The sequence below is a fragment of the Frigidibacter sp. RF13 genome (genome assembly GCF_026626305.1).
Taxonomy (GTDB): Bacteria; Pseudomonadota; Alphaproteobacteria; order Rhodobacterales; family Rhodobacteraceae; genus TMP-24.
Window position 1 is genome coordinate 26,492 of sequence record NZ_JAPNUE010000014.1, and the last position, 20,578, is coordinate 47,069.

The window sequence follows — 20,578 nt, forward strand, 5'->3', positions numbered from 1 at the left end:
TCGTTGGGGGCTCGTCAGCATCCGCCTCAGGGCTTCGGCATTTCGGCCTTCACCGCAGTCAGCGCGTCGGTGAAGCCCTTGAGCGAGATATCGACCGAGACGATCTTGTCGGGCGCCGCGATCGGCACGACCGAAATCGTGGCCTTGTTGCCCTTCTTCATCTTCTCCACTTCCTCGCCGGTGAAGCCGATCCTCGAGAAACAGCCGACCACGGCGCAGAAGGTATAGGGATAGCTCTTCGGCGTGGCGCCATCAATCGAGAGGCGCAGTTCCTGCGGCAGGAGCGTTTCCAGCGGCACGATGACAGTCGCGCCGGCCATGGCCTGACCGCCATCGGGCAGGGCGACTATGGTGATCTCGGCTACCGAATTGCCGTTGGCATCCTTCAGGAGCTGATAGATCTCGCAAGGGTCGGATCCGTCCTGGGTGCGGATGCAACGCAACTGCCAGTCGCCATGGGTCGATTTGACATAGGGCTCGGCGACATCGGCCACGTCCGTGCCCATGTTCAGTTCCGCCCCGGTGACCGGCTGGTCGGTCGCGGGCGCCTCGGTGATGTTCGGGTTTTCGGTCGTGGTCTCCTGCGCAAAGGCCGTCTGGCCAAGCGAGAGGCAGAGCGCGAGCGGTAGGAGGAGCGAGCGGGCGGCAACGGTCATGGATGAGGTCCGTCGAAGGTTTCTGTTGGTCCTGTGCCTTATCACGGGGTTCCGCGAGTGTCAGGGGCAAAAGCGGCGGCCGGGAGGTTCGCGGCAGCGGAAAACCGCCAAGATAGATGCGGTGCCATCAAAAGCAGAACGGGACCCGATGAAGGGTCCCGGTCCATTTCTCGCTCCCTGTCGGACGGGCCGACTATCTCATTGGTCGCGACGCTAGAAGGCTTTCCTTCGTTCGTCAACATGAAAAATCGCCGCGCTTGTAAACCGATAGTTGACGGAAAAATCACGAAAAAAGCCGCGCCAAAGGCGGCGCGGCCAGTCTGACAGGGAGGAAGTCATGTCCTTTCCGCGCAGTCGCGCGTCCGGGATGAAGGCCACTATGGCAATGCAAGGTTAAGAATGTATTGTAACGCCGTATCGCGGTGGCCGGGCCCCGTCCTGACCGCTGACAATCGTGATTTGGAGGATGTGCGCGTGCCGACCGAACTGACCGAAAACGGCCTTTTTGCCGGGGGCGGGGGAGAGGCTTATGCCGTCCCGCAGGAACTGCTGCTGAAGTACGGCAACCGCCACGGGCTGATTGCCGGGGCGACCGGCACCGGCAAGACAGTGACGCTGCAGATCCTTGCCGAGGGCTTTTCTGCGGCGGGCGTTCCGGTCTTCATGGCAGATGTGAAGGGCGATCTGGCCGGCCTCGCGCGGGCGGGATCGGAAAGCAACAAGCTGCACGAAGCCTTCCTCAAACGCGCCGCGACCATCGGGTTCGAGCTTTCCTACCGCGCCTTCCCGACCGTCTTTTGGGACATATTCGGCGAACAGGGCCATCCGGTTCGCACCACGATATCCGAGATGGGGCCGCTATTGCTGGCGCGGCTGATGGACCTTTCCGATGCGCAAGAAGGGGTGCTGAACATCGCCTTTCGCATTGCCGATGAGGAGGGGCTGGCGCTCCTGGACCTCAAGGATTTGCAGGCGATGCTCGTGTGGATCGGCCAGAACGCTGCCGAGATCGGCCTGCGCTACGGCAATGTCGCGCCCGCGACCATCGGCGCTATCCAGCGGCAGTTGCTGGTTCTGGAAAACCAAGGGGGGCTGAAGCTTTTCGGCGAACCGGCGCTCGATCTTTTCGACATGATGCGTCTGGCGCCCGACGGGCGTGGGCAGATCAATATCCTTGCGGCCGACAAGCTGATGGGCTCGCCCCGGCTTTATGCGACGTTCCTTCTCTGGCTTCTGTCGGAACTCTTCGAGACCCTGCCCGAGGTCGGCGACCCGGACCGGCCGAGGTTCGTCTTCTTCTTCGACGAGGCGCATCTTCTCTTCGACGACGCGCCGAAGGCGCTTGTCGACAAGGTCGAGCAGGTGGCGCGGCTTATCCGGTCTAAGGGGGTAGGGGTCTATTTCGTCACCCAGAATCCGGCCGACATTCCCGACGATGTGCTCGGCCAGCTTGGCAACCGCGTGCAGCATGCCTTACGCGCCTTTACCGCGAAGGATCAGCAGGATCTGCGCCGCGCGGCGGAAAACTATCGGCCGAACCCGCGCTTCGACACGGAAACCGCGATCAAGGAAGTGGGCACGGGCGAGGCCGTGACCTCGTTCCTCGAGGCCAAGGGCGCGCCGGGGATGGTGGAACGTACGCTGATCCGCCCGCCGGAAAGCCGCCTAGGCGTGATCAGCCCCGAGGAGCGGGCCCAGACCATGGCCGAGGGCGGGCTCTCTGGCAAATACGAACGCGAGATCGACCGGGAATCGGCGTTCGAGCTTCTGAAGGCGCGCGCTGACGCGGCAGCGAAAGAGGCGGCCGAAGCCGAGGAGAAGGCTGCGCGCGAAAAGGAAGCGGAGCGGGAATATAAGCAAGGCCGCCGCTATGACGATGCGAGCCCTTGGGGGCGGACAGAGAAGCCGCGCCGGACCACATCCTCGTCGCGCTCCGACAGTATCGCGGCGACCTTTGGCAAGAGCCTTGCCCGCCAGGTCGGTTCCAGCGCCGGACGCGCGCTGATCCGTGGAGTCTTGGGAAGTCTTTTCAAGTCGCGCTGAGGCCGGATCGACGCCGCCGCGTTGCGTGGTTTTATTTGATCAAAAAATCCGGTTGCCTCCGGGGCGATTTTGACTATGCTGTCAAAATCATTCTGACTGGAGATTCAAAATGACTCACGCCGTGCACTCGAAATCGAACGAGGCGCTGTGGGAGACGGACCGCGCCCACGCCCTTCACCCCTGGACGAATTTCGGCCCCTTCGAAGAGAAGGGCGCCCTGGTGATCAGCCGGGGCGAGGGCTGTTATCTTTGGGACGCCGAGGGGCGGAAATATTTCGACGCGGTGGGCGGGCTCTGGTGCACCAATATCGGGCTCGGTCGCCGCGAGATGGCCGATGCGATCGCCGATCAGGCGATGAAGCTTGGCTTTTCCAATACGTTTGTCGACATGACGAACGATCCGTCCGCGCGTCTGGCTGGCAAGATCGCCGAGATCGCGCCGGGCGATCTGAACCGGGTGATGTTCACCACCGGCGGCTCGACTGCGATCGATACGGCGGTGCGGATGGTGGCCTATTACCAGCATGCGCGCGGTTACCCGCAGAAGACCGACGTGGTGGCGCGCGACTACAGCTATCACGGCTCCACCTATCTGGCGCAGTCGGTCGGCAAGCGCCCCGGCGACCGGGTCGAGGAGTTCCGCTACAAGACCGAAGGCATCCATCATCTGTCCTGTCCCAATCCCTACCGCAGGCCCGCGCATCTGAGCGAGGCCGAGTTCTGCGACGATCTGATCGCCGAGTTCGAGGCTTTGATTGCCCGTGTCGGCGCCGACCGGATCGGCGGTTTCATCGCCGAACCGATCCAGGCCTCCGGCGGGATCATCATACCGCCCGAAGGTTACCTGAAACGGATGTGGGAGATCTGCCAGCGTCACGAGATCCTGTTCATCGCCGACGAGGTGGTGACGGGCTTTGGCCGCCTCGGCCACTGGTTCGCCGCGCTGGATGAGTTTGGCGTGCAGCCTGACGTGATCTGTTCGGCCAAGGGCCTGACTTCGGGCTATCAGCCGCTCGGCGCGATGATCCTGTCGGACCGGGTCTGGGATGTGATGGCAGAAGGCGGAAACCGCTGGTTCACCGCCGGTTTCACCTATTCCGGCCATCCGGTTGCCTGCGCGGCGGCCCTGAAGAACATCGAGATCATGGAGCGCGAGGATCTTCTGGCCCATGTCCGCGAGATCGGCCCCTATTTCCAGCGCCGTCTGGGCGAGCTGGAGGCGCTGCCGCTTGTCGGCAATGTCCGGGGACGGGGGCTGATGCTCTGCGTCGAGAATGTCGCCGACAAGACCACGAAGGCGGTTCTGCCGGATGAGGCAAACGAGTCCAAGCGCATCTCGGACCTGGCCGAGGAGATGGGGCTGATGGTCCGCCCGATGGGCCATCTGAACGTGATGTCGCCGCCCCTGATCGTGACCAAGGACGAGATCGATTTCGTCGCCGAAACGCTGGAAAAGGCGATCCGGAAGGTGATCGACGGCCTGGTGCGCGAAGGCTACCGGATCGGCTGACAAGTCCTTGCGAACGCTGGGTTAATTTTTCACGACCGCGGCGTTTCAAACGTATGTCTGAACGTATGCCTGAGCGTATGTCTGGACGTGCTCCAAACCCGCCTGTCGAACCTACGGGCGGGCGGTGTTAACCATGACCGCGCACCGGATTCATGAAGGAGAAGGGTCGGCGTGCCTGCACCAGCGGTCTGCGAGAGAAACTCTGGCCAGGCACGCGTTTGTTTGAAGACACTCTCGGGTTGGCCTTCGACAGGGAGCGTGCCTATCCGGTGATCATGCCGGTGCTGGCAGTGGGGCCATTCCTTGGCGGGGGAGTGAACACGGTGACCGGTCTCCTTCGTCGTCGTGCTGAAGGGGGAAGTCGTGGAAACCGGCGCCTGTGCCGCGCTTTTCGCCGCGCCGGAACGCGACCATGCGCGAGCGCTGATCACGGCCTTGCGTCATCGGTTGCCTTTGCATTCTGAAATCGAGCCATCGCTGGTTCATCACGGAGGCAGAGCTCAAATACCCGCGGTCCCTCCGGGGACCGGAGTTGATTTTGCCCGCGACATCGCATCCTGTGATGGGCTGGAGACCGCGGTCTCGCTTCCCGACGGCACAACCGGCCGTGCCCGGCACTGAACAACACGGAAACGACAATGACCAAAGCTGATCTCGACCTTTGCTATCTTCCCGCCACCGAGGTTCTGGCCCGGTTTCGCGATCGCACCCTGTCACCTGTGGAATATCTCGACACGCTGATCGCCCGGGCGGCGGAAACCGAACCGAAGGTCAACGCCTTCGCCGCGACCCATTTCGACAAGGCGCGGGACCATGCCCGCGCGGCAGAGGCGCGATATGCCAACAGTGCGGGCGATCTGCGTCCGCTGGAGGGCCTGCCCATCGCGATCAAGGACGAGATGGACCTAGAAGGCGAGGTCGTCACCGTCGGATCGCTCTATCTCAAGGACAATGTCTCAACCGAAACGCATTTCACGGCACAGCGGCTTTTCGATGCGGGTGCTTACTACCATGCCCAGACCACGACGCCCGAGTTCTGCTGCGCCGGAACCACGGAAACGCGCATTCACGGCGTGACGCGCACGCCCTGGGATCTGCGCTATACCTGCGGCGGGTCATCGGGCGGATCGGGGGCGTCGCTGGCGGTTGGATCGTCGCCCCTTGCGACCGGATCGGATATCGGCGGCTCGATCCGCATTCCCGCGGCATGTTGCGGGGTGGTCGGATACAAGCCGCCCTATGGCCGTAACCCCGAAAACTCGGCCTTTGCCTATGACCATTATGCGGTGGTCGGACCGATGGGCCGCACGGTCGCGGATGTCGCCCTGATGCAGAATGTCATGTGCGGGCCGCACCCGCTGGACAATGCCACGATCCGCCCGAAATACGAATTGCCGCTGACCCATGAAGGCATCAGGGGGCTGAAGATCGCCTGGTCGATGGACCTTGGCTTTTTCGAGATCGACAGCCATGTGCGGGCCAACACGCTTCGGACGCTGGACGTTTTGAAAGCGCTCGGGGCCGACATCGTCGAGGTGGACGTCACATGGACGGCGCGGGCCGAACAGGCGACCAAGACCTATCTCGATCACCTTTTCGGTGGCTACATCGCTTCGGTCGTCGACACCGACCCGTCGCGTGCCTCTTCTTGGGCAGCCTACTGCGCGGACCAGAACAAGACGACAACCAGTGCCGAATTCTACGAGGCCTATGAGGCGCAGGCGGACATGGGCCGGGTCTTCGGCGCCATGCTGGAGGAGAGCTATGCCTTCATCTGCCCGACGCTGGGGTACCATGAGATCCTTGCCGATCAGCAGCCCGAGGATGCGATCTTGATCAACGGCAAGGTGGTCGATCCGATGTATGGCTGGACGCTCTGCCATCCGTTCAACATGCTCGGCCGCTGCCCTGTTCTGTCGGTCCCCTCCGGCATCGGCGGCAACGGGTTGCCGACCGGTATCCAGATCGTCGCGCGCCATCTGGACGACGAACGCGTATTCCGCGTTGGGCAAGCGTTGCAGACTGCCGATCCATGGCTGAGCAAGCCAAGCAACCGTCCTCTGATCTGATCATCAGATCCTGGTGATCAAGGAAGGCGTTCGCGGTTCTGGCGCGGGAGGGCGACCTACATGCAAATCAGATCAAGGAGCGGCGCGGCCAGCGGCTTGGCGATGCGGCGAAGCCCTGAGGGCCGGCCCCGAACCGACCACCGACCCGGAGGCCCCGCGTGCGAGGCGCTGAGAAGCTGCCATCGGTCGCACATCTGAGTGGACCATTTCGATGACGACAAGACGCGTGGCGACGGAGGCGCAGACAGACTGCGGCGGCGCTCAGCCGCTTACATGCCGGATATCCGGCGCTGGGTCGCGGCATCGAAGATGTGTACCTTGTCCTGATCGACCGCGAGCGAGACCACGGTGCCTTCGGCCGGGCGATCGTGGCCGGGAACGCGGAACACGATGTCTTCGGAGCCGCTTTCGCCCAGCCTGGCATGCACGAAGGCATCTGCGCCGAGGGTTTCGACGGCAAGCACCCGTACAGTCAGCGTGCCGGGCCCGGCGGACCGGCTCCGCGTCAGATGTTCCGGCCGGACACCGAGAATGACGCCGCCGTCCTGCAGGCCGGCGGGGCGGGGCATCCGGCTGCCGTCGGAGATCAAGAGATCACTGCCCGTCACCGTCGCTGGAAGGAAGTTCATCGCGGGCGATCCGATAAAGCCGGCCACGAACATGTTCGCCGGCGCATCGTAGATTTCCATCGGCGTCGCGATCTGTTCGGCGACGCCCTTGTTCATGACGATCAGCCGGTCGGCCAATGTCATCGCCTCGACCTGATCGTGGGTGACGTAGAGCGAGGTCGTGGCGACCCGGCGCTGCAAATCCTTGATCTGCAGCCGCATCGATACGCGCAACTTGGCGTCGAGGTTGGAGAGCGGCTCGTCGAAGAGGAAAGCGGCAGGATCGCGCACCAGCGCCCGGCCCATGGCGACCCGCTGCCGCTGGCCGCCGGAGAGCTGGCGCGGCTTGCGGTCGAGGAGGGTCGAGAGGTCCAGCATCTCGGCCGCCTTGGCGACGCGGGCCTTGAGGTCATCGCCCCGGACCCCCGCGATGCGAAGCCCGTAGGCCATATTGTCGAACACCGACATGTGCGGATAGAGCGCATAGTTCTGAAACACCATCGCGATATCCCGCGCCCGTGGCTCGAGCGTGTTGACCACCCGTCCGCCGATCTCGATGGTGCCGCTCGTGATTTCCTCGAGCCCCGCAACCATCCTCAGAAGCGTGGATTTTCCGCAACCCGAGGGACCGACGATTACCACGAATTCGCCGTCGGCGATGTCGATCGAGACGCCGTGGATCACGTCGGTCTTGCCGTAGGTCTTGCGGACGTCTTTGAGGCTAAGCGTGGCCATTACTTCTCGGTCTCCACTAGTCCCTTCACGAACCAGCGCTGCATGAGAACGACGACCAGCACCGGCGGCAGGATCGCCAGAACGGAGGTTACCATAACAAGGTTCCAGGGGGTGTCTGCATCGGCGAAGGAAATCATCTTCCTCAGCGCGATGACGATGGTGTTCATCGAATTCGAGTTCGTGACCAGAAGCGGCCAGAGATATTGCGTCCAGCCGTAGATGAAGAGGATCACGAACAGCGCGGCGATGTTGGTGGCCGAGAGCGGCAGCAGGATGTCCTTGAAGAACCGCCACGGTCCGGCGCCATCGACGCGCGCGGCTTCGAGAAGCTCGTTCGGAATCGTCATGAAGAACTGGCGGAAGAGCAAAGTTGCCGTCGCAGAGGCGATAAGCGGCAGGATCAGGCCGGCATAGGTGTCGATCAGGCCGAGGTCCACCATCACCTTGTAGGTCGGCATGATCCGCACTTCCACCGGCAGCATCAGGGTGATGAAGATCAGCCAGAAGCAGGCCATCCGCAGGGGAAAGCGGAAGAAGACGATCGCAAAGGCCGAGGCCATCGAAATGATGATCTTTCCAACCGCGATGCCCAGCGCCATGACCGTCGAATTCAGCAACAGCCGCTCGACCGAGACGCCGCCAATCCGCGTGATCGAGCCGCTGAACGCCTCGCCATAGTTCTGCGCCGCCTCCGCCCCGGGCAGCATCGGCAAGGGCGGATTGAGAATCGTCTGGATCGAATGGGTCGATGCGACGGTGACATACCAGATCGGGAAGGCCACGATCACGCAGCCCAGGATCAGCAGGAAATGCCCGAGCGCGATGCTGCGCTTTGAGGTGCCGACCATGCCCTCAGCCATAATGCACCTTCCTTTCGACATAGCGGAACTGGAAGGCGGTCAGCGCGATCACGATGACCATCAGGATGACCGATTGCGCCGCGGAGGACCCGATCAGCAGGTTCACGAACCCGTCGTTGTAGACCTTGTAGACCAGCGTCTCGGTCGACTTGCCGGGGCCGCCCGAGGTTACCGCATGGATGATGCCGAACGTGTCGAAAAGCGCATAGACGGTGTTCACGACAAGAAGGAAGAAAGACGTTGGCGCGAGCAGCGGGAAAACGATCGTCCAGAACCGCCTGACCGGCCCGGCGCCGTCGATCGCCGAGGCTTCGAGCAGGGACTTGGGGATCGCCTGCAGCCCGGCCACGAAGAACAGGAAATTGTAGGATATCTGCTTCCAGCTTGCCGCTGCTACGACCAGCCCCATTGCCTGCGTGCCATTCAGGAGCGGATCCCAGTGGATGCCGAGCGCCCGCGGGATCGCGGCAAGTGTCCCGAAAGAGGGGTTGAACATGAAGAGCCAGAGCATGCCGGCGATGGCGGGAGCGACGGCATAGGGCCAGATCATCAGGGTACGATAGAAGCCGCGGCCGCGAACGATCTTTTCGGCCTGAACCGCAAGCAGGAGCGCGATGGCCATCGAGAAGAAGGCTGTCAGGATCGAGAATACGGCGGTGACCTGGATCGAGTTTATGTATGCGGGCTCTGCCAGAACCTTCTGGAAGTTCTGCAGACCCACGAACCTGGATTTCAGGCCGAACGGATCCTCGCGCAGCATCGACTGCCACAGCGCCTGGACCGCCGGCCAATAGAAAAAGACCAGGCTGATCGCGAGTTGCGGCGCGATCAGCAGCCAGGGCAACAGCCTATGGGGAAAGGTCGATCTGTTCATCAACGGAGTTGCGGCCGTCCCGCGAGTGCGGGGCGGCCGCGCCTGGCGTCAGCCGCCATAGGCCTCGGTGATCGCCGCATTGCCGCGTTCGACGATGGCGTCCATCGTCGCCTGCGCGTCCTGCTCTCCGGCGAGCATCTTCTCGAACTCCTCGTTGGCGATATCGCGGACCTGCGGCAGATTCGGCAGGCGCACGCCCTTGGAGTTCTCGGTCGGCGCCTTGCCCATCATCTGGGTGATCGGCGTTTCGCGACCCGGGTTCTGACCGTAGAAGCCTGAGGTCTTGGTCGCGTCATAGGCCGCCAAGGTCACGGGCAGGTAGCCCGACTTCTGATGCAGATACTCCTGAACTTCGGTCTTCGAGATATAGTCAAAGAAGGCCGCGACGCCCTTGTACTGCTCCTCCGATTTGCCGCCGAACACCCAGAGCGACGCGCCGCCGGGGATCGTGTTCTGCGGCCCGCCGGCATCGGTGTCATAGGGGAGTTGTCCTATGCCATAGTTCATGCCGGATTTGACGATGTCGCCCAGGCCGCCCGACGATTCGGTGAAGATGCCGCATTCACCGGCAAGGAAGATCTGCTTGGCCTCGGAGGTCCGGCCGCCGTACTTGAACGTGCCATCCTTGGCGAGGTCGGCAAGCGCCTGGAAGTGGTTGACGAAGACCGGCGCATTGAGCTTCAGCTCAGGCACGCCTCCCGGTTCGAGGCCATTCCCGTAGGTCGCGTAAGGCACGTCATTCCAGGCGGCGAAGTTCTCGAGATGGATCCAGGTGAGCCAGGTCGAGGTGTAGCCGCACGGGGCAGCGCCGGATTGCTTGATCTTCTTCGCCATGTCCCAGACCTCGTTCCAGGTCTTGGGCGGCTGTTCGGGGTCGAGGCCCGCCTTGGTGAAAATATCCTTGTTGATATAAGTGATCGGCGAGGACGAGTTGTAGGGGAATGACAGCATCGTGCCGTCGGGCTTGGAGTAGTAGGCCACGATTCCCGGCAGGTACTGGGACTTGTCGAAGGTCATGCCGGCGTTGGTCAGCACATCCGCGACCGGCATCACCGCGCCCTCGGCACCCATCATCACGCCGGTGCCGACGTCGAAGACCTGCATGATCTCGGGCGCCTGTCCGGCGCGGAATGCGGCAATGCCCGCGTTCAGCGTTTCGGGGTAGGTGCCCTTGAAGGTCGGCACAATCTTGTAGTCGGACTGGGTGGCATTGAAGTCGCCGGCAATCTTTTCGACCACCTCGGCGTTGGCGCCGGTCATCGCGTGCCACCAGCTGATTTCGGTCTGAGCAACCGCGGGAAGCGCCGGCAGCGCGAAACATGCGGCCGCGACGGCAATCAGGTTTCTTCTTTGCATATCATCCTCCACTTTTTTCAAGGCTCATGCGGTGCACTCTGCAAGAGGCTTCTAAAATTATCATGACTGATCACCGGCATCCGTCGGTTCGGCACGGTTTGGGCAAGGCAAGAAAACACCGTCTGTGCATCCTGCGACCTGAGGAAGCTCGGTTCAAGCAGAAACCTGTTTTCGAGGAAATGTCCGGTGCGCCCATGTTGAAGGTGGGGCCGCTATCCTTTGCGGATCATCGCAGATCCACGCGGGCACATTGATGCCGTCGGGGGGCGGACATGTCTTCGAAACCCTGCGGACGCCGTCTTCGGGATTCCATCATTTTTCATCCATACCGTCTGTGGCAACGCAAGAACCGATGGTGATGAGACGCTTCATGCCACCAACGGCATTTGCGTTCTCGACCAGATTTCCGGGAGTTAACGATGCTGCTACTTGGTTTGAGCCTTGGCCTGACCGCGAGAGGCGGCGGTGGCGGCGGCGTCGCCCCCGCGGCGTTTTCGATCAATGCCGACGGCTGGTCGGCGACCTATGCCTCGCCACCGGCGTTTGACCCCGTCGGCTCGCCGGAGACTTTCACGGTCGCGCGCGCGGGATTCAATGCCGCCGGATCGCCCGTGAGCGTCAATGATACCGTGACGTTCATGAAGCGTCTGCGTGAGCCCTATCCGAACCAGGCGACGCTGACCGCCGATCAGGTGGCGCTGTCCGACTATGTCTATGCCAGCGACACGATCAGCGGGGTTGCCAACAATTCGACGCGACCGGCACCGAAGCCGATCGCGATGTGGGTGACGCGCGACCTTCAGCATGTGAAGTCAAACAGCCTTGCGGCCAGGCTTGCCGTCGTTCATGCGCATGGCCGGAACGGCAGGCCGGTGGCGGCGGTGAAGTTCATCGCCACCGACGGCATCAACAGCGTCGAGCAGACCGTCAGCGCGATGTCGTCCCGGCAGTGGGCAGCATCCGGCCTTTATGGCGCCTATTTCGAATGCGCTCTCGATATCTCGACCCTGACGCAGGGCGCGCTCTGCACGCTCGACGCCATGATCTACCCCTGGGTGGGCGCGGCGTTCCAGCTGAGCGTGGATGCAGATGCCTATCCATCGGCAAACCTCACGACACAGCGCTTCCTCTGCGACCGGACCGGGGCCTATGGCACGGCCTATGCCTATGTCGATGGCGTGGGCGCCGGGACGCCGCAGGTCTCGACGACAGCCGCGACGGCAGAGGCCAACCCATATGCGACCGTCGCGGCGGCGGCGGCGGCGATCCAGACCTTTAATAACGCGAACTTTGGCCGCAACTCTGCCTCTGGCGGCATCATCCGGCTGAAGCCCGGCACCCACAATCGCACGACCTTCTCGTCGGTGGTGGTCACCGAGGTTCCGCTGGTGATCGAGGCCGACACGATCGCCAACAAGGCGAGCGTCATCTACAGCGACAATGCGACGAGCGTGACGAACGGCCTGCCGGACAAGACGGTCTGGCGGAACATGACCTTCCGCCGCGCGGGTGGCGCCAACATCATCTTCTTTGATGCAAATGCAACGCTTGCGAACCTCGACTATCTCTGCGCGCTGGAAAACGTCCATATCGACCAGAACGGCCAGTCGGCCTATGACGCCTGGTTCTATCGGCTGGGGCGGCTGTGGCTTGAGGATGTCACCGGCGGCTGGGCGAATATCTTCAACCATTTCTCGACCACGACGAAACATATCCATTTCGTCGGCTCCTCCGGCGCGTGGAATGCGACCGGAGCCTATGCGGTCTTTGCAGCGCGCATCACCAACGCCAAGATGCAGTCCTGGGCGGCGCAGACCAACGGGCAGGCGACGGTCGGTTTCCACATGGGGTTTTCCTTCCTTTCGAGTGCGGTCAATGGCAATGCGCTTCTGTCGCTCGACGGATCGGGCGACAGGGGCCTTGGCCTTGCCATGACGGTCTTTGAACAAAGGTCCGGCCTGTCGGCCCCCGCGCTGAGGATCAGCGCGGACAACAACCTGACCCCGACCGAGAACGCGGTTCGGGTCGGACTTACCGTCGTCGGGGCGAGAACAAACGAGCTTTATCAGGACACGGGTTCGACCACGGTCGCGAAATCGGGCTACGAGGTCGGCTGCGTCTATCGGGGACGCAATATTAAGTCGGACCTTTTCGGTACGCCGAACGGGGCGCGGGTCGGCAACTGGCCCGCCGTCTTTCAGGCGGGCTGCCGCCGCAACGCCATCATCCGGGGCGGTCAGGACAACGTGACCCCGGGCACCGCGGGGGCGTGGGTCGGCGAGGTGATAGCCCTTGGCGGGCAGTATGGCACCGACGCCTCTCCCTTGTCCGTTGCATGGACCGCAGACGCATCGTTCGACGGGACCGGCGCCGGAAACGGGGACTATCGCCCCGGCGCGGGGTCAGTGCTGGGCGCGCTGCCGGCACTCGACGTACACTATCCGATCGACATGCAGGGCCAGCCTCTGGCCACCGACGGCACGGCCGTGGTCGGGGCCTTGCAGGTCACCTGAGCGCACGGCGCCGACGTCGGCATGACTATGGAAAACACTGCCTTCGGGCGGACCACGGCTGACGAGCGGATCCCACAAGCGGGGCTATTCCGGAACCAGAAGCTGTCAAGAAGGCTGCAGCTGCGACCGTCCGCTTTCCGCCACTACGGTCCGGCGAAGCAGATGGACGCTTGGTGGTGAAATCAGCGAACTTGCGGGGTTGGGTCCGCGCTCGCTGACCTGAACGGAGTTGCCGCAGGTTGCAGCCCTGTGGCCCGAGGATGCCATTCAGTTTCACCGGTATCGGAACATGGCGGACATTTGTGGGCCGTATGGTGCCGAGCCTTCGGCGAAGGGCGCTTGCCAACACCTTGGCAGACCTTCAGGCACCTGCACGCAGGTGGCGGCAAGGGTGCAGGTAGCCATGCGTCCATCAGCTGTGGAGCTGAAAGAAAGAAATATTATTGAGATCAATGGTGCTGCAAGAGAGGATTGAACTCTCGACCTCTCCCTTACCAAGGGAGTGCTCTACCACTGAGCTACTGCAGCGCCGTTTGGTGGGGCGCGGTTTAGTGGCAAATCCGGGCGTGCGCAAGGGCAATCTGGACCCTTTTTCCGATCCGCTGTAGGAAGGCGGGCATGGATGAAAAACCGGGAAAGGCCGAACGCGAACCGACGCGGGAGGAGCGCCGCAAGGCCGCTCTCAGGGCGAACCTGCAGCGCCGCAAGGCGCAGGCGCGGGCGCGCAGCGACGGGCAGGCTGACGGGACCGGGACCGAAAAAGAAGAAAGCTGAGGCAGGCAGATGGATTCTATTCTGGTGAAGGGCAACGGGCCGCTGCGGGGCACGATACCGATTGCGGGGGCGAAAAATGCCTGCCTCGCGCTCATGCCCGCGACACTCCTAAGCGACGAGCCGCTGACGCTGACCAATGCGCCCCGGCTGTCCGACATCAAGACCATGACGCAGCTTCTGCAATCGCTGGGCGCCGAGGTGACCTCGATGCAGGGCGGGCAGGTGCTGGCCTTGTCCTCGCACGACCTCATGAACCTGACGGCGGACTATGACATCGTGCGCAAGATGCGCGCCTCGAACCTCGTCCTTGGCCCTTTGCTGGCCCGGGCGGGGCGGGCGGTCGTGTCGCTGCCGGGGGGCTGTGCGATTGGCGCCCGGCCGATGGACCTGCATATCGCGGGGCTCGAGGCGCTCGGCGCCGAGATCGAGCTGAAGGACGGCTATCTGCATGCGGTGGCGCCGAAGGGGCTGAAGGGCGCAGTGATCGAGCAGCGCTTTGCAAGCGTGGGCGCGACCGAGAATATCGTGATGGCGGCGACCCTGGCCAAGGGCATGACGGTCCTGAAGAATGCCGCGCGGGAGCCCGAGATCGTCGATCTGGTGGCCTGCCTGCGCGCGATGGGCGCCCAGATCGAGGGCGAGGGGACGGGGACGATAACCATCGAGGGCGTGGACCGGTTGCATGGCGCGACGCACCGGGTGGTGTCGGACCGGATCGAACTTGGCACCTACATGATCGCGCCCGCGATCGCCGGGGGCGAGATCGAGCTGCTGGGCGGGCGGCGCGCGCTGCTGGGGTCGTTCTGCGACAAGCTGGAAGAGGCGGGCGTTCATATCGAGGAAACCAAGGCGGGCCTGAAGGTTGCCCATGCCACGGGACGGGTGAAGGCAGTCAATGTGAAGACCGAGGTCTTCCCGGGTTTCCCCACAGACCTGCAGGCGCAGATGATGGCGCTTCTTTGCACCGCGCATGGCACGTCGGTTCTGGAAGAGACGATCTTCGAAAACCGCTTCATGCATGCGCCCGAACTGATGCGGATGGGCGCGCAGATCGATGTGCATGGAGGCCATGCCACCGTGACCGGGGTCGGGAAGTTGAAAGGCGCGCCGGTGATGGCGACGGACCTGCGCGCCTCGGTCTCTCTGATCCTCGCGGGTCTCGCCGCCGAGGGTGAGACGCTGGTGCGCCGGGTCTATCACCTTGATCGCGGCTACGAGCGGCTGGAAGAGAAGCTCGCGGGCGTGGGTGCGCTGGTCGAGCGGATCAAGGAGGAGTGATGGCGGACGCGCGGTTCGAGGACGGCAAGGAGGCGGCGCTGAGCCTGAAGGCGGAGACGGCCGACGATCTGCAGGTCATTTCGGCGCTGGTGCAGGATGCGGTTCTGTCGGCGACCGACATGGCGTGGGACCGTCGCGGGCGGACCTTCTCGCTTTTCCTCAACCGCTTCCGCTGGGAGGATCGTGCCCAGGCAGAACGCGAAGGGCGGCCGTTCGAGCGCGCGCGGGCACTTCTGGTGATCGGTGGAGTGCTGAAACTGGCGAGCCAGGGCTTTGACCGGAAGGACGGCGATGTCATCCTGTCGGTCCTGTCATTGGCTTGGGAGCCATCGGCCGACGGCGCTGGGCGGCTTCTCCTGACGCTTGCGGGAGACGGGGCGATTGCCGCGGAGGTCGAATGCCTTGACCTGACCTTGCGCGACGTGACCCGGCCCTATGCGGCGCCATCGGGGCACGCGCCGGCGCACCCGGAATAAAGTCGGAGTCGAGCGGCGGCCGGCTGCCGCCGGATGTGGGGCTGTGAAGGAGAGACCGGATGGATCTGCGCCGCCTTGGCCCCGCTGACAGCGACCTGTGGCGCGATATCCGCCTAGAGGCGCTGAAACGCGCGCCGGAGCAGTTTTCCTCTTCCTTCGCGGATTGGGCGGAACGGCCTTTGGCGGATTTCGCCGGGCGGCTGGAAAGTGCGTCGGTCTGGGCCGTGATCGAGGCAGGCCGGGCAGTGGCGGTCGCGGCGCTGACGCCGGATGACGAGGCGCGGGCGCTGGGCTGGGTTGAATCGGTCTATGTCCGGCCCGAGGCGCGGGGCAGGGGTCTTGCGCAGGCGGTTGTGGCCCGGATCGAGCGCGCCGGACGTGAGCGCGGGTATCAGGAATTGCGGCTGGAAGTGCGCGCGGCGAACCCGGCGGCGCGGGGGCTTTATGCACGGATGGGGTTTCATGATGTGGCCGGGGCGGGCGCCAGTTGCGCCGGCAAGTGCGAGATCATGATGGCCAAGGCGCTCTGACCGGGGCTTGAGCCTTGGTTTTGGCTTCCGTAAAGGGAGCGGGAAGGAGAAAGCCCATGCCGCAGTTCCTGAATTCCGCCGACCCCGGCTTTGATGCGGCCTTCGCGGCCTTTCTGACCACCAAGCGCGAGGATGCGCCGGATGTGGATCAGGCGGTGGCGGCGATCATCGAGGATGTGCGGGCGCGGGGTGACCGGGCGCTGATCGAGCTGACGGCGCGCTTTGACCGGCTTGAGCTGACGCCCGGTACGCTGGCTTTCTCGGACAGCGAAATCGAGGCAGAATGTGCGAAAGTGTCGTCCGAGGACCGGGCGGCGCTGGAACTCGCGGCCGAGCGCATCCGCGCCTATCACGTCCGGCAGATGCCGCAAGATCAGCGCTGGACCGACCCCGAGGGGGTGGAGCTTGGCTGGCGCTGGGGGCCGGTTTCGGCGGCGGGGCTTTATGTGCCGGGGGGACTTGCCTCCTATCCCTCGTCGGTCCTGATGAATGCGATCCCGGCGAAGGTGGCGGGCGTGGGGCGGCTGGTCGTGGCCTGTCCGACGCCGGGGGGGGTGGTCAATCCGCTGGTCCTGATGGCGGCGCGGCTGGCAGGCGTGGACAGGGTCTACCGGATCGGTGGAGCGCAGGCGATTGCGGCCTTGGCCTACGGGACGGAGACGGTGCAGCCGGTCGACAAGATAACCGGGCCGGGCAATGCCTATGTGGCCGCCGCCAAGCGCCGCGTCTTCGGGCGCGTGGGGATCGACATGATCGCCGGGCCGTCGGAAATTCTCATTATCGCGGATCGGGACAATGATCCGGACTGGCTGGCGCTCGATCTGTTGAGCCAGGCCGAGCATGATGAAAGCGCGCAGGCGATCCTTGTGACCGATGATGCGGAGTTCGGGCAGAGGGTCGCGGCGGCTGTCGACAAGCGGCTGGAAAGCCTGCCGCGCCGGGCGATTGCCGGGGCCTCGTGGCGCGACTATGGCGCGGTGATCACGGTGCGTGACATGGCCGAGGCGGCGGAGCTTTCGAACCGGGTGGCGCCGGAGCATCTGGAGCTGTGCGTCGCCGACCCCGAGGCGCTGGCGGCAAAGATCACCCACGCGGGCGCGATCTTCCTTGGCGCCTGGACGCCCGAAGCGATCGGCGATTATGTCGGCGGGCCGAACCATGTGCTGCCGACGGCGCGCTCGGCGCGGTTTTCGTCCGGCCTTTCGGTCATGGATTTCCTCAAGCGCACCACCATCGCCCGCATGTCGCCCGAGGCGCTGCGCGCGATCGGCCCGGCCGCCGTGCGGCTTGCAACGTCAGAGAGCCTTTCGGCGCATGGTCTGTCGGTTCAGGCCCGTCTGGACCGTCTGAACGCTTGACGGGGGCGATATTCCCGGTTTTGAAGGGCCAAGCGAATGTCCCGGGTCCTTGCCGGCCGGGAGGATGAGAGGCTGGCCATGACCCGCATCTGCCATATCGAGATCGACGACCGCGGCCTCGCGCCGCCGACGCCGGAGATCGAGCAGGAAAGAAAGGTCGCGATCTTCGACCTTCTGGAGGATAATTCTTTCGCCCTTCCCGGAAAGAACGGCCTGGATTTCCCCGGCCCCTTTCGGCTGGGGTTGGCGATCCGCGAGGGCCGGCTCGTCTTCGATCTGGCCTCCGAAGCGGGCGAGAAGGTGGCGGAATTCCACCTGTCGCTTGGCCCCTTCCGGCAGGTGGTGAAGGATTACTTCCAGATCTGCGCTTCCTATTTCGATGCGGTGAAACGCCTGCCGCCCGCCCAGATCGAGGCGATCGACATGGCGCGGCGCGGCATTCACAATGAAGGCGCGCGCACCCTGCAGGAACGGCTGGAGGGCAAGGCCGACCTCGACATCGACACGGCGCGGCGGCTGTTCACGCTGATCTGCGTCCTGCATTTCGGGGGATGAGTTGACGGGGAAGTTCCCGAGTTCGGTGCTCTTCTGCTGCGACCATAATGCCGTCCGCTCGCCCATGGCCGAGGGGATGATGAAGAAATTCTACGGTCATGCCGCCTATGTGCAGTCGGCGGGTGTGCATAACGATATGGAAATCGACGGTTTCTCGGTCGCGGTCTGTCAGGAACTGGGGATCGAACTGTCGCGCCACCGCTCGCGGTCCTTCGAGGAGATGCGCGACTGGGGCGACGATCTGTCGGGCTTCGACCTCGTGGTGGCTCTGTCGCCCGCGAGCCAAAGGCAGGCGCTGGAATTCACCCGCTTCTTCCATCTCGACGTCGAATATTGGCCGATCCTCGATCCGACCGGCATCGGCGAGACCCGGGAGGCCAAGCTCGCCGCCTACCGGCAGGCGCGCGACCAGATCAAGGCGCGGATGCTGGAACGTTTCGGCCCGCCGACCGAAAGCTGACCCACGAACTTATTGTTTCGGTGCGCGTGACACTTCCTTGGCCGCCGCGCGCGCGCGTGCTAGCCTGCCGCCCGGGTAGCTGTATCAGTGGGGCATCAGATGCGATTCAATCCCGGACTTTTCATCCTGATTTCCGTGGCCGTGGGGCCTGCGGCACTGGCCAATGGCCAGACGCCGACCGAGGTCGCGCTTTGCGATCCGTTCCTCGCGCCGGGCGACAATAATGACGACAGCGGCAATGAGGAAGACCAGCAGACCGAGCGCCGCGTGCGCTATGATCTGGAAAAAAGCGAGCCCTTGACCAGCGAGGACGCCGTCATGGAGGCGATCTACGAGGAAAAATGGGACCTGGCCTCGCTTGCGCCGGTGGCGCGGCCCGCGATTTGCGAGGGTCAGGACAGCTATGTCGTGAACTGGGCCGAGGTCATGGGCAAGGACGATCGGGGCGAGGATGCGGTGATCGCGCGCGGCTTCTTCCGGATCGAGAAGGACGGGACCTTCCAGTTCGACTATGCCAAGCGGCCCTACACCGGCACATGGCAGTTCAAGGACGGCCAGATGGTGCTGGACGCGGGCTGGCTGAACCATGGTGAGCCGCTCGCCGCGACGGTCGAGAAGGTTCAGACGCCGGTCGAGCTGATCGGGTCGGATGGCGCGACCGACAGCTATCTGGAGGAGATCTACCGGGTGGGGCCGTTCCGGCTCTTGCCGCTGGATACGACGGCGCGTGGGGTGGTGCAGGACTGCGCCTGCCCTGTGAACTGATCGGGAGAACTGACCGGGCGAACGGTCCCGCCAGCGGCGCGGCTGGCTGTCGCAAATCTCGGCCAAGGGGTCTTGCCCGGTCTTGCCCGGGCCGGGATAGCCGCGCTAGGCATGCCTGACAGCTTCGGCGCCGCAGCGCCGGGGCAAGCATGCCGGGGAGGGACCATGAGCCAGACGACGATCGCGCGCTATTACGAGGCGTTCAACCAAGGCGACATCGACGCGATGCTCGCCACGCTGCACGCGGACTTCACCCATCACGTGAACGAGGGCGCGGCGCGGCTGGGCAAGGCGGCCTTCGCAGACTTCTGCCGCCATATGAGCGAGACTTACCGCGAGACCCTGACCGACATGGTGATCTTCGCGAGCGAGGACGGCACACGCGGGGCGGCCGAATTCACCGTGAACGGCACCTACCTGAAGACCGATCCGGGCCTGCCGGAGGCGCGGGGCCAGAGTTACATCCTGCCCGCGGGCGGGTTCTTCACGCTGAAGGACGGGCTGATTACCCGGGTGACGACCTATTACAACCTCGCCGACTGGATCCGGCAGGTGTCATGAGCACTGAAGTCCATGTCCTGACCAGGGAGGCTTTCGCGGCCGCGCTTGACGAAGTGGCGCGATTGAGGATCGCCGTCTTCCGCGACTGGCCCTACCTCTATGACGGCGATCTGGAATATGAGCGGAGATATCTTTCCGCCTATCTCGACAGTCGCGACAGCCTGGTCGTGGGCGCCTTTGACGGGACGCGGCTGGTCGGAGTGTCCACCGCCGCGCCGATGGAGGATCATGCCGAGGAACTGGGCGCGCCGCTTCTGGCGCTCGGCTATGCGCTGGAGGAGGTCTATTACTGCGCGGAATCCGTATTGCTGCCAGAATACCGGGGCCGGGGGATCGGGCATGCCTTCTTCGATGCGCGCGAGGCGAAGGCCCGCGCGTTGGGGCGGAAATACATGGCCTTCTGTTCGGTGAAACGGCCGGAGGATCATCCGCTTAGGCCCGTGAGCTTCCGTACCAATGACGCTTTCTGGCAGGGCCGGGGCTATGCGCCGTTGGAAGGGGTCTTTGCGGAATATGGCTGGCGGGATATCGGGGCCACGGAAGAGACGCGCAAACAGTTGCAGGTCTGGTTCCGCGCCTTGTGAGGGAGATGGGCGA

Annotated in this window: 19 protein-coding genes and 1 tRNA gene; 14 read left to right on the top strand and 6 right to left on the bottom strand. The window is 63.9% G+C overall.

The window, feature by feature from the left end; translation table 11 throughout:
* Positions 1–26: 26 nt before the first annotated feature.
* A complete protein-coding gene (locus OU426_RS17035; RefSeq protein ID WP_267635336.1) occupies positions 27–656 on the bottom strand; it encodes an invasion associated locus B family protein in 630 nt (209 codons plus the stop codon).
* Between the two features lie 474 nt (positions 657–1,130).
* On the opposite strand from OU426_RS17035, the gene OU426_RS17040 reads away from it, so the two are divergent.
* From OU426_RS17040 to OU426_RS17050, 3 genes are all read left to right on the top strand, one after another.
* On the top strand, positions 1,131–2,699 hold the full coding sequence (locus OU426_RS17040) for a helicase HerA-like domain-containing protein (RefSeq protein ID WP_267635338.1): 1,569 nt from the start codon (positions 1,131–1,133) through the stop codon (positions 2,697–2,699).
* Between the two features lie 109 nt (positions 2,700–2,808).
* Positions 2,809–4,209 (top strand): aminotransferase, encoded by a 1,401-nt coding sequence (locus OU426_RS17045; protein WP_267635339.1) that lies wholly within the window; start codon positions 2,809–2,811, stop codon positions 4,207–4,209.
* A gap of 638 nt (positions 4,210–4,847) precedes the next feature.
* Complete coding sequence (locus tag OU426_RS17050) at positions 4,848–6,278, top strand: amidase (protein WP_267635340.1); 1,431 nt, start codon at positions 4,848–4,850, stop codon at positions 6,276–6,278.
* A gap of 269 nt (positions 6,279–6,547) precedes the next feature.
* On the opposite strand, the gene OU426_RS17055 is transcribed toward OU426_RS17050, so the two are convergent.
* The 4 genes from OU426_RS17055 to ugpB are packed head-to-tail and all read right to left on the bottom strand — an operon-like array spanning position 6,548 to position 10,711.
* Positions 6,548–7,621 (bottom strand): sn-glycerol-3-phosphate import ATP-binding protein UgpC, encoded by a 1,074-nt coding sequence (locus OU426_RS17055; protein ID WP_267635341.1) that lies wholly within the window; start codon positions 7,619–7,621, stop codon positions 6,548–6,550.
* Positions 7,621–8,481, bottom strand: a complete 861-nt coding sequence (ugpE, locus tag OU426_RS17060) for a sn-glycerol-3-phosphate ABC transporter permease UgpE (RefSeq protein WP_267635342.1) — start codon at positions 8,479–8,481, stop codon at positions 7,621–7,623. Before ugpE ends, OU426_RS17055 begins: the two co-directional genes overlap by 1 nt.
* A complete protein-coding gene (ugpA, locus tag OU426_RS17065) occupies positions 8,474–9,355 on the bottom strand; it encodes a sn-glycerol-3-phosphate ABC transporter permease UgpA (protein ID WP_267635343.1) in 882 nt (293 codons plus the stop codon). The genes ugpE and ugpA overlap by 8 nt, the downstream gene beginning before the upstream one ends.
* Before the next feature lie 48 nt (positions 9,356–9,403).
* Entirely contained in the window at positions 9,404–10,711 is a 1,308-nt protein-coding gene (gene ugpB / locus OU426_RS17070; protein WP_267635344.1) for a sn-glycerol-3-phosphate ABC transporter substrate-binding protein UgpB, read from the bottom strand.
* 419 nt (positions 10,712–11,130) lie between these two features.
* Between ugpB and OU426_RS17075 the strand changes: the two genes are divergently transcribed.
* Complete coding sequence (locus OU426_RS17075; RefSeq protein WP_267635345.1) at positions 11,131–13,224, top strand: hypothetical protein; 2,094 nt, start codon at positions 11,131–11,133, stop codon at positions 13,222–13,224.
* A gap of 453 nt (positions 13,225–13,677) precedes the next feature.
* Here OU426_RS17075 and OU426_RS17080 read toward each other — a convergent pair.
* Positions 13,678–13,752, bottom strand: a tRNA-Thr gene (locus tag OU426_RS17080).
* Positions 13,753–13,842: 90 nt separating this feature from the next.
* On the opposite strand from OU426_RS17080, the gene OU426_RS17085 reads away from it, so the two are divergent.
* The 10 genes from OU426_RS17085 (at position 13,843) to OU426_RS17130 (ending at position 20,565) form a co-directional block, all read left to right on the top strand.
* Positions 13,843–13,998: a hypothetical protein gene (locus tag OU426_RS17085; RefSeq protein ID WP_267635346.1), complete on the top strand. Its 156-nt coding sequence runs from the start codon at positions 13,843–13,845 to the stop codon at positions 13,996–13,998.
* A gap of 9 nt (positions 13,999–14,007) precedes the next feature.
* Positions 14,008–15,276, top strand: coding sequence for a UDP-N-acetylglucosamine 1-carboxyvinyltransferase (gene murA, locus OU426_RS17090; protein WP_267635347.1), 1,269 nt, complete (start codon positions 14,008–14,010; stop codon positions 15,274–15,276).
* Positions 15,276–15,752, top strand: a complete 477-nt coding sequence (locus OU426_RS17095) for a DUF2948 family protein (protein ID WP_267635349.1) — start codon at positions 15,276–15,278, stop codon at positions 15,750–15,752. Before murA ends, OU426_RS17095 begins: the two co-directional genes overlap by 1 nt.
* A 59-nt stretch (positions 15,753–15,811) precedes the next feature.
* Positions 15,812–16,282: a GNAT family N-acetyltransferase gene (locus OU426_RS17100; RefSeq protein ID WP_267635350.1), complete on the top strand. Its 471-nt coding sequence runs from the start codon at positions 15,812–15,814 to the stop codon at positions 16,280–16,282.
* Positions 16,283–16,338: 56 nt separating this feature from the next.
* A complete protein-coding gene (gene hisD / locus OU426_RS17105) occupies positions 16,339–17,640 on the top strand; it encodes a histidinol dehydrogenase (RefSeq protein WP_267635352.1) in 1,302 nt (433 codons plus the stop codon).
* Between the two features lie 78 nt (positions 17,641–17,718).
* Complete coding sequence (locus tag OU426_RS17110) at positions 17,719–18,195, top strand: UPF0262 family protein (protein ID WP_267635376.1); 477 nt, start codon at positions 17,719–17,721, stop codon at positions 18,193–18,195.
* Position 18,196: 1 nt separating this feature from the next.
* Positions 18,197–18,655 (top strand): arsenate-mycothiol transferase ArsC, encoded by a 459-nt coding sequence (locus OU426_RS17115; RefSeq protein ID WP_267635353.1) that lies wholly within the window; start codon positions 18,197–18,199, stop codon positions 18,653–18,655.
* A gap of 99 nt (positions 18,656–18,754) precedes the next feature.
* Entirely contained in the window at positions 18,755–19,420 is a 666-nt protein-coding gene (locus OU426_RS17120; RefSeq protein WP_267635354.1) for a hypothetical protein, read from the top strand.
* Positions 19,421–19,585: 165 nt separating this feature from the next.
* Positions 19,586–19,981, top strand: a complete 396-nt coding sequence (locus tag OU426_RS17125; RefSeq protein ID WP_267635355.1) for a ketosteroid isomerase-related protein — start codon at positions 19,586–19,588, stop codon at positions 19,979–19,981.
* Positions 19,978–20,565 carry a GNAT family N-acetyltransferase gene (locus tag OU426_RS17130; protein WP_267635356.1) on the top strand — a complete coding sequence of 196 codons (588 nt, stop codon included), beginning with the start codon at positions 19,978–19,980 and terminating at the stop codon, positions 20,563–20,565. Before OU426_RS17125 ends, OU426_RS17130 begins: the two co-directional genes overlap by 4 nt.
* Positions 20,566–20,578 lie beyond the last annotated feature (13 nt).

Excerpts from the sequence above, each read along its gene's own strand:
- OU426_RS17055 (WP_267635341.1), bottom strand. The coding sequence starts at position 7,621 with ATGGCCACGCTTAGCCTCAAAGACGTCCGCAAGACCTACGGCAAGACC.
- ugpE (WP_267635342.1), bottom strand. The coding sequence starts at position 8,481 with ATGGCTGAGGGCATGGTCGGCACCTCAAAGCGCAGCATCGCGCTCGGG.
- OU426_RS17085 (WP_267635346.1), top strand. The coding sequence starts at position 13,843 with ATGGATGAAAAACCGGGAAAGGCCGAACGCGAACCGACGCGGGAGGAG.
- ugpB (WP_267635344.1), bottom strand. The coding sequence starts at position 10,711 with ATGCAAAGAAGAAACCTGATTGCCGTCGCGGCCGCATGTTTCGCGCTG.
- ugpA (WP_267635343.1), bottom strand. The coding sequence starts at position 9,355 with ATGAACAGATCGACCTTTCCCCATAGGCTGTTGCCCTGGCTGCTGATC.
- OU426_RS17120 (WP_267635354.1), top strand. The coding sequence starts at position 18,755 with ATGCGATTCAATCCCGGACTTTTCATCCTGATTTCCGTGGCCGTGGGG.
- murA (WP_267635347.1), top strand. The coding sequence starts at position 14,008 with ATGGATTCTATTCTGGTGAAGGGCAACGGGCCGCTGCGGGGCACGATA.
- OU426_RS17050 (WP_267635340.1), top strand. The coding sequence starts at position 4,848 with ATGACCAAAGCTGATCTCGACCTTTGCTATCTTCCCGCCACCGAGGTT.
- OU426_RS17125 (WP_267635355.1), top strand. The coding sequence starts at position 19,586 with ATGAGCCAGACGACGATCGCGCGCTATTACGAGGCGTTCAACCAAGGC.
- hisD (WP_267635352.1), top strand. The coding sequence starts at position 16,339 with ATGCCGCAGTTCCTGAATTCCGCCGACCCCGGCTTTGATGCGGCCTTC.
- OU426_RS17095 (WP_267635349.1), top strand. The coding sequence starts at position 15,276 with ATGGCGGACGCGCGGTTCGAGGACGGCAAGGAGGCGGCGCTGAGCCTG.
- OU426_RS17035 (WP_267635336.1), bottom strand. The coding sequence starts at position 656 with ATGACCGTTGCCGCCCGCTCGCTCCTCCTACCGCTCGCGCTCTGCCTC.
- OU426_RS17110 (WP_267635376.1), top strand. The coding sequence starts at position 17,719 with ATGACCCGCATCTGCCATATCGAGATCGACGACCGCGGCCTCGCGCCG.
- OU426_RS17130 (WP_267635356.1), top strand. The coding sequence starts at position 19,978 with ATGAGCACTGAAGTCCATGTCCTGACCAGGGAGGCTTTCGCGGCCGCG.
- OU426_RS17075 (WP_267635345.1), top strand. The coding sequence starts at position 11,131 with ATGCTGCTACTTGGTTTGAGCCTTGGCCTGACCGCGAGAGGCGGCGGT.
- OU426_RS17045 (WP_267635339.1), top strand. The coding sequence starts at position 2,809 with ATGACTCACGCCGTGCACTCGAAATCGAACGAGGCGCTGTGGGAGACG.
- OU426_RS17100 (WP_267635350.1), top strand. The coding sequence starts at position 15,812 with ATGGATCTGCGCCGCCTTGGCCCCGCTGACAGCGACCTGTGGCGCGAT.